3 protein-coding genes are annotated in these 2,931 nt (G+C 73.3%); all 3 read right to left on the bottom strand.

From position 1 onward, the window contains the following. A partial coding sequence (locus AOK18_RS20915; RefSeq protein WP_338119130.1) for a type ISP restriction/modification enzyme occupies positions 1–544 on the bottom strand: 544 nt, incomplete at its 3' end. A gap of 25 nt (positions 545–569) precedes the next feature. Beyond that, positions 570–1,319, bottom strand: a complete 750-nt coding sequence (locus AOK18_RS20910; RefSeq protein WP_055574087.1) for a GntR family transcriptional regulator — start codon at positions 1,317–1,319, stop codon at positions 570–572. Between the two features lie 159 nt (positions 1,320–1,478). Continuing rightward, positions 1,479–2,828: a homogentisate 1,2-dioxygenase gene (hmgA, locus tag AOK18_RS20905; RefSeq protein ID WP_055574086.1), complete on the bottom strand. Its 1,350-nt coding sequence runs from the start codon at positions 2,826–2,828 to the stop codon at positions 1,479–1,481. Between the last annotated feature and the right edge of the window lie 103 nt (positions 2,829–2,931).

Here is a 2,931-nt window from a genome sequence, read left to right as displayed (position 1 = left end):
CCTCGTCGAGACCGGGGCCGTCCCGGGGCGCGGGACGCGCACGCGGGGCGGGCGCACCCGGGACGGCGGCGCCGGCACCGGGGAGGCCGGTGACGCCGCCGGTCCCCGGCTCCTCGCCACCTCCCTGCTGCCGGTGCTCGGCCCCGGTCTCGACGAGGAAGACCTGCCGCTCGTCCGCCACCCGCCACAGCTCGGGGCGGGCCGCGTCGATCAGCCGCTGGTCGGGAATCAGCCACTGCTCGTCGAAGGGGGAGCGCAGCACGCGGACCGGCTCCGGGCACGGACCCGAGGCGCGCGCCAGCCGCTCCGTGCCGCCCGGCCCGCCCGGAAGCTGCCCGACCGCCGTGAGCCCGGTCCGGGAGCGGGTCGGCTGCAGCAGGGCCTCCCTGTCCGGTCCCGCGGCCTTCATCAGGGCGTCCCAACGGGCCCTCAGGGCCGCCGGGTCGGGTGCCGCCGGCCATCCCCGGCCGAGCCGCGGCGGTGCGACGGACCACGGCATGAGGTCCGCCAGCAGCGGAGCGTCGTCGTGCGTCACGCTGGGCATCGTACGACCTGGCGGGCGGGCGGGGTCAGGTGGCTTCCAGGGTCACGGTGAAGGAGAAGCGGTCGCCCCGGTAGTGGATCACGGCCACGTCCAGGGGCTCGCCGTCGGTGTCGTAGGTGATGCCGGTGTAGTGCAGGATCGGGCTGAGCAGCGGGACCCGCAGCAGCCGGGCCGTCTCCGGGTCCGCGAGCCGCGCCTCCACGGTGTCCGTGATGCGGGCGATGTCCGCTCCGACGACGTCCCGCAGCACCTTGGTCATCGGCCAGCGCCGCAGGTCCTCCAGGTCGATCCGGTCGGCGAGTTCCGGACGGACGTAGTTGCGGGCGTGGTTGGTCGGCTCACCGGTCTTCCCGTCGCTGCGCAGCCGGTGGTAGGCCGCCGTCTCCGTCAGCCCGGGGAAGTACTCGGCGAGTTCGGCCGGCACCGGCGCGGTGCCGTGCTCCAGCAGCTCGGTCGTCATGCCGGACTGCTGGGCCACGATCGCGTCCACCGACCCCAGCAGCCGCACCGGGGCGCCCCGGAGGGCGCCCGGCTCGATGAACGTGCCGCGCCGGCGGTGCCGGGTGATCAGCCCTTCGTCCTCCAGCTCCTTCAGCGCCTGCCGCATGGTCAGCACACTCACTCCGTAGTGCCCCGCCAGCTGTTCCTCGGTGGGCAGGCGCAACGGGTCCCGGGGCGAGCGGCCGAGGATCGAGGCACGCAGTGACTGCGACACCTGGTACCAGAGCGGCAACTTGCGGTTCAGGACGATCGAATCCGGAGCGAAGGAGGTCACGGGCTATCCGTACCGGTCGGGGACGTTCAGTGCAATGTCGAGGTGCGGGGGTGCGGCGCGGGGGATGCGTGGACGGCGGCCGGGGTATCCGGAGGCGAACCGGAGCCCCCGGAGAGCCCGTTCCCCCCGAGGCGCCCGGAACACCCGGGTCCGCCCGCGCTACATCGGGCGGAAGTGGCGCTCGAGCCCCTGCCACACGTCGTCGTAGCGCGGCTGCAGGTGCTCCGCGCGTGCCGCCTGCGGCGTCAGGGACACCGGCCAGCGGGTCTCGAACATGAACGCGAGACCGTCGTCGACCTTCTGCGGGCGCAGTTCGGCGGCGCTCGCCCTCTCGAACGTCTCCCGGTCCGGTCCGTGCGCCGACATCATGTTGTGCAGCGAACCGCCGCCCGGCACGAACCCCTCCGCCTTCGCGTCGTAGGCGCCCTCGATCAGACCCATGTACTCGCTCATCACGTTCCGGTGGAAGTACGGCGGCCGGAAGGTGTCCTCGCCCACCAGCCAGCGCGGCGCGAACACCACGAAGTCCACCCCCGCCAGCCCCGGCGTGTCGCTCGGCGCCGTCAGCACGGTGAAGACCGACGGGTCCGGGTGGTCGTACGAGATGGTGCCCATCACGTTGAAGCGGCGCAGGTCGTAGGCGTACGGCACGAGGTTGCCGTGCCAGGCGACGACGTCCAGCGGGGAGTGGCCGTAGGTGGCCGACCAGAGGTTGCCGCAGAACTTGTTCACCACCTCCACCGGCCCCTCGACGTCCTCGTACGCGGCGACGGGCGCCCGGAAGTCCCGTGCGTTCGCCAGACCGTTGGCGCCGATGGGGCCGAGTTCGGGAAGCCGGAAGGCGGCCCCGTAGTTCTCGCACACATAGCCGCGGGCCGTGTCGTCCAGGAGCTCCACACGGAAGCGCACCCCACGGGGGATCAGCGCGATGTGTCCCGGCTCCACATGCAGCAGCCCGAACTCGGTCCGCAGGACCAGTCCGCCCTCCTCCGGGACGATCAGCAGTTCGCCGTCGGCGTCACTGAACACCCGGTCCATCGACGCGTTGGCGTGGTACAGGTGCACCGCCATGCCGGAGCGCTGGGTGACGTCGCCGTTGCCGCCCAGCGTCCACAGGCCGGCCAGGAAGTCCGTGCCCTCGGCCGGCGCGGGCAGCGGACCCCACCGCAGGCGGTTGGGGTCGGGCACCGTCTGGTGGAAGGGCGCGCTGCGGATCGCCCCGTTGCCCGTGCGGGTGAACGCCGGGTGCGCGGCCGACGGACGGATCCGGTAGAGCCACGAACGGCGGTTGTGGGCCCGGGGCTCGGTGAACGCCGTACCGCTCAGCTGCTCCGCGTACAGCCCGAGCGGCGCGCGCTGCGGCGAGTTGCGTCCCTCGGGCAGGGCCCCCGGCACCGCCTCGGAGCTGTGCTCGTTGCCGAAACCGGAGAGGTGGCCGAGTTCCCCGGCGGCCTTGCGCGCTCCCGCGCGCCCGGACGCGCCCGCGCGGGCGGTGCCCCCATCGCTCATCTTCGCTGCTCCCTTGCCTGCGATTCCTATGCAACACCGTAGGATTGCGTTTTCCCCCGCGCAAGGGGCCACGCGACATCGCCCCGCGCGGCGCGGCGGCCCC

The sequence above is a fragment of the Streptomyces prasinopilosus genome (genome assembly GCF_001419695.1).
Lineage (GTDB): Bacteria > Actinomycetota > Actinomycetes > Streptomycetales > Streptomycetaceae > Streptomyces > Streptomyces prasinopilosus.
Note: the sequence above shows the minus strand (reverse complement) of the source record. Positions and strands in the feature narration are given on the sequence as shown.